The sequence below is a fragment of the Candidatus Cryosericum odellii genome (assembly GCF_003570935.1).
Taxonomy (GTDB): domain Bacteria; phylum Caldisericota; class Caldisericia; order Cryosericales; family Cryosericaceae; genus Cryosericum; species Cryosericum odellii.
Genome location: NZ_QXIU01000131.1, coordinates 1 through 4,120 on the forward strand (window position 1 = coordinate 1; position 4,120 = coordinate 4,120).

Sequence of the window (4,120 nt, forward strand, 5' to 3'; positions counted from 1 at the left end):
GCGGGGATGTGCACGGGGCGAAGAATCCCGATAACGATACCAAGTACGAGTCCGCACACTGTTACGAAGCCAACCATAGGTATCCGTTTTCCTCCCCTAGTCACTGATTCTAAGCAGGTTGACTTTTTGAACTATAGCACCAATGCGCCTCAGGTTCAACAAGTCGAGCACGCCTCCAGGAATCTGCAACCCCTTGGCCATATTCTCTGTATCGCCGATCGCGTTTATGACCAGAGGCATCTGCGTCACCTTTCCACCCACGCGAACGTTGAGACCCGCCCTGTATACGGAACTCGAGTCAGTCAGGCGTATGCCATTCAACGATATGACTTCGGCTCCCGATGCCCAGAGATCATTCAGAAGAAGGAGCAGATCGTCATCAGCCAGCATGGATGGCGAGACCCCTGATGATTGCTCTCGTATCGTAATCCGGATACCAGGGCCCGCGAGTGGGACAGCCCCGGTTCTCTGTCTCAACACGGCGGCTTCGTGCTGCAACTGGCTCACTTGCGCGGCCGTGTCATCAGAAGAACGAAGGTACTGTGTGACTTTCTGCGACACGTCGGTCTCCTCGACGAGGAGGTCCTGTTTGCGCTGTTGGAGGTCTTTGATGACACGAATAAGATCCTTCGGGTCCTCGTTCTGATAGGTCTGCTTCATCTCGCGGACGACGCGTGCCTGCCCAGGGAGCAAGAGCCCAACAAAGAAACTGATGAGAGCAAAAATCAGTGCTGTCGACTGCGAGGACGATCGCCCAGTCCGCTTCATTTCGCACTCACTGCGTACTTGAATGCAGCATTGTCTAGCGACGCCGGGACAGTCACAGACGTTTTCTTCTCAAGTGAGCACGTAATCTCAAACTGATCGCTGTACATCTGCAACACCCGGAAGAAAACGTCTTGAGAAATGCTGTCAGCGAGCATATCGGGGTTTCCCAGCGCCGTAATGACGTACGGTGGCGACATCCTGCTCGAATTCACGAGAATGATAGGTCCAGCACAAACGATCGGGCTGTTCACAAGAACGCGCTGGTCATTGACGGCAATCGCAGTGGCACCATATCTCCGCATGAGATTCACGATGCTACGGAGGTAACCGTCATGGATGACGAAGTAGTTCGGATCATCGGAGAGCGTCGGCGTACGCGAACTATCGCTTAATGTGACGACGACACCAGGACCTGTCGCCTCCGCAAGCCCCGCTTTTCCTCTCAACTCTCCCAACTGCTGCGTCAGCACGCGCACCTCGTCGCTCGTAGCTGCGCCCTTGCTCTCAAGCTCTGCCAGCTGTCCCCGAAGATCGACAATCTTCTGAGCGGCAGTATTATTTTCATTTTCGAGTCCCTTCATGATTTCGACCAACTCGACATTCTGGACAGGAACGACGTAGGCCTTGTTCACTGTGGGCTCGAACTGGACAGCCAGAAGGTATCCGAATCCGACGACCATGACAAACAGTGCGACGAGAAAAACACTCCCGCTTCTTCCTCGTGTGATCATGGGGCCTCCGGGATGACGGCCTGGCCGTCGAACCGCAGGTCGATGGTTACTTTCTTCCCCTTGAATGCAGGCATCGCAAGAACCGCAATCCCTCGTTCAATTTTTGAAGCACCGTTCGCACTGTCACCAAAGATAAGCGTCTTACCATCTTTCAATCGTACGGCAAGTCCCATCGACGAGGATAGTGACATGCCCATGATTGCCAGCTGATTGCGATGTTGCATCAACTGGCAGCACAGCGGCGCGTATTCGAGTGAGGCGGACAGAAAAGCCGGGGATGCAAGTGGAAATCCACTTACGTCAACCATGTTCCAGGACTTCGATGCTTTTGTTATGGTGTAGGCTGCCCCCGTTTTCAGGAACACGGCAGCCAGTTTGCTCCCCTGCCTGATCACTACGTCAGGGTCAGCAATGTCCACAGCGACAGTCGCATTCCAAGGTCGCTCACGCATGATGGTCACGTCAGAAACGGGGAGTCCCTCCAGCCTGTCGACGACCGAAGCCCTGTTGAGGAGCATGAGAAGCCCTTGAGGCCGGCTACGCCAGACCTGGTCCACGATTGGAGCTTCCCAGGAATCCGCACGTACGAGTACGCGAGCGGCTGGTACGGAGAACCAGTAGACCACCAGTACAGCCACAGCAACCAGGCCTATCCGCCACAGTAGCTTCATGAACGGAGGAACTCATCACTGATACTCACGCGCCGCTGCCTAGGAAAAGTCACCGAGCAGTCTGATCTCGGGCGAAAGGCGCACGTTGAAACGTGCATAGACTCTCTGTACGACAATGTCCATGAGGCGCACAACATCAAATGCAGTCGCCCCTCCCAGGTTGACGATGAAGTTCGCATGCTTGGCCGACACCTGCGCCTGCCCCACCTGGAGACTCTTGCACCCGGCTTCCTCTATCAATTTGCCGGCATACGTCGTTGGAGGATTCGTGAAGATGCTTCCCGCATTCGGATGCTCCCACGATTGTTTGGCATGCTTCTCGGATCGGATACGCGCAGCTGTCGAGCGGATTGTTGCTCCGTCACCAGCCTCAAGATCAAATGCGGCACCCAGAATGATCGCCCCACTCTGTTGAAACTCGCTATAACGGTAGTCAAAATCAACATCTTCATGCTTCTTCACGACATACTCGAGGTTGGGATCCAGAACTTCCACATACGCCAGGTGAGTGCTTATGGCCTGAGAGAACGAACCCGCATTCATGTAGATGGCCCCCCCAACAGTACCGGGTATGCTGACAAGATATTCCAGTCCAGACAGGTCCTGACTCATGGCGAAGTCCAGCAGTGAGGACAGTGGCATCGGGGCACGAGCAAGCACCAGTCCTTTCTCAATTACTGGCTGGAGCGACGTCTCCATAAGTCTCACAACTAGACCTTCGATACCACGATCTGAGACAAGCACATTCGTTCCATTGCCGATAACCGTCGTGGGCATCTTGAAAGCTCTGGCAGCACGCAGTGCGCAAACCAGGTCCTCTTCACCGCATGGCGTGTAGAAGTATTCGGCCGGACCGCCGATACGAAACGACGTATAGGACGAGAGCGGCTCCTTCGTCAGAACCCGTTGCTCGACGCGACGTCCGAACTTGTCTATGACCGAATCCACCATCAGTCGTTCTCCTGCTGTATGCGTCCCTCAAGGGACGCAGCAGTCTCACATTGTACCGTATTGTCGCTCGTCAACAAGCCACAAAACCGCAGACCAAGCTTGTTCACGTCACCGGGGCCCATAAACAGTACCACGTCATCCGGGGTGGCCGACACCCGCAAGACGTCAAGCATCTGGTGGACAGGCATCTGAGGTGCCAATGAGCCACCGACTGCCGCCTTCACGCTCTCTCGAAGCATCTTGTTCAGCTCTTTGGGACGCTCCGCTGTCTCTCCAGCCGGGAAGATGTCGAGCAGCACGATCCGCGAAACTCCAACCAGTGCCGGTCCATACTCCTCGAGACACGTGCTCACTCGGGAGAAACGGTGCGGCTGGAGCACGAGGGTAAGTGGTCTTCCGGGATACCGAACCGAGACAGCCTGCAGGGTCGCTCTGATCTCCGTGGGATGGTCGGCATGGTCTGTAAGGACGACCGTTCCGTCATGGTCTGTCAGGAGCTGCATCCGCCGTTCCATTCCCGGAAAACCTTTCAGAATAGGGAGCGTATCTGCGAAGGGGAGCCCTGCTGCCTCGCACGCGAGGCAAGCGGCAACAGCGTTGAGATAGCTCTTCTCATCTCCTCGTTCCATGGCAAATGGCTGTTCCATGCCTTCTCTTGCAACTATTGCGGTGTTGTTGCGAACATCGTAGCACATCTGCACCTGATTTGACGCCTCCTGACCGTACAGGACGTGCCGCGGCAGAGCCTGCACGATCCTGGCCACTTCCCTGTCGTCGCCACAGCCAACGATCAGGCCGCTTCGCTCAGCGCATTGCTGGGAAAACTGGGCGAATGCGCCGACAAGGTTGGAGAACTTGTCTCCATAAGCCCCCAAATGGTCGTTATCGATATTCGTTACAACAGCTACGTCTGGATGGAACTTCAGGAATGAACCGTCCGATTCATCAGTCTCCAGGACCATGACCGGGCGTCCTAGAATCTGCCTTCGCTGTGTCCCT

At 55.4% G+C, this 4,120-nt stretch carries 6 protein-coding genes (1 of these 6 cut by a window edge); all 6 read right to left on the reverse strand.

The features are described 5' to 3' along the window. Nucleotides 1-96: 96 nt before the first annotated feature. Tightly spaced (at most 39 nt apart), the 6 genes in view from SMC5_RS05495 to SMC5_RS11650 form a layout consistent with a single transcriptional unit that may run on beyond the window. Nucleotides 97-768, reverse strand: a complete 672-nt coding sequence (locus SMC5_RS05495) for a DUF881 domain-containing protein (protein WP_119119912.1) — start codon at nt 766-768, stop codon at nt 97-99. Further along, nucleotides 765-1,499, reverse strand: a complete 735-nt coding sequence (locus SMC5_RS05500) for a DUF881 domain-containing protein (protein ID WP_119119913.1) — start codon at nt 1,497-1,499, stop codon at nt 765-767. Before SMC5_RS05500 ends, SMC5_RS05495 begins: the two co-directional genes overlap by 4 nt. Next, on the reverse strand, nt 1,496-2,170 hold the full coding sequence (locus tag SMC5_RS05505; protein ID WP_119119914.1) for a cell division protein FtsQ/DivIB: 675 nt from the start codon (nt 2,168-2,170) through the stop codon (nt 1,496-1,498). Before SMC5_RS05505 ends, SMC5_RS05500 begins: the two co-directional genes overlap by 4 nt. Nucleotides 2,171-2,209: 39 nt before the next feature. Next, nucleotides 2,210-3,121, reverse strand: a complete 912-nt coding sequence (gene murB / locus SMC5_RS05510; protein WP_119119915.1) for a UDP-N-acetylmuramate dehydrogenase — start codon at nt 3,119-3,121, stop codon at nt 2,210-2,212. Continuing rightward, nucleotides 3,121-4,083 carry a glutamate ligase domain-containing protein gene (locus SMC5_RS05515; RefSeq protein WP_165848994.1) on the reverse strand — a complete coding sequence of 321 codons (963 nt, stop codon included), beginning with the start codon at nt 4,081-4,083 and terminating at the stop codon, nt 3,121-3,123. The genes murB and SMC5_RS05515 overlap by 1 nt, the downstream gene beginning before the upstream one ends. Next, nucleotides 4,067-4,120: the end of a Mur ligase domain-containing protein gene (locus tag SMC5_RS11650; RefSeq protein ID WP_119119917.1), read on the reverse strand. 276 nt of this gene lie beyond the right edge of the window; the window shows 54 of its 330 coding nt (coding positions 277-330); the start codon falls outside the window, past its right edge; its stop codon occupies nt 4,067-4,069. The genes SMC5_RS05515 and SMC5_RS11650 overlap by 17 nt, the downstream gene beginning before the upstream one ends.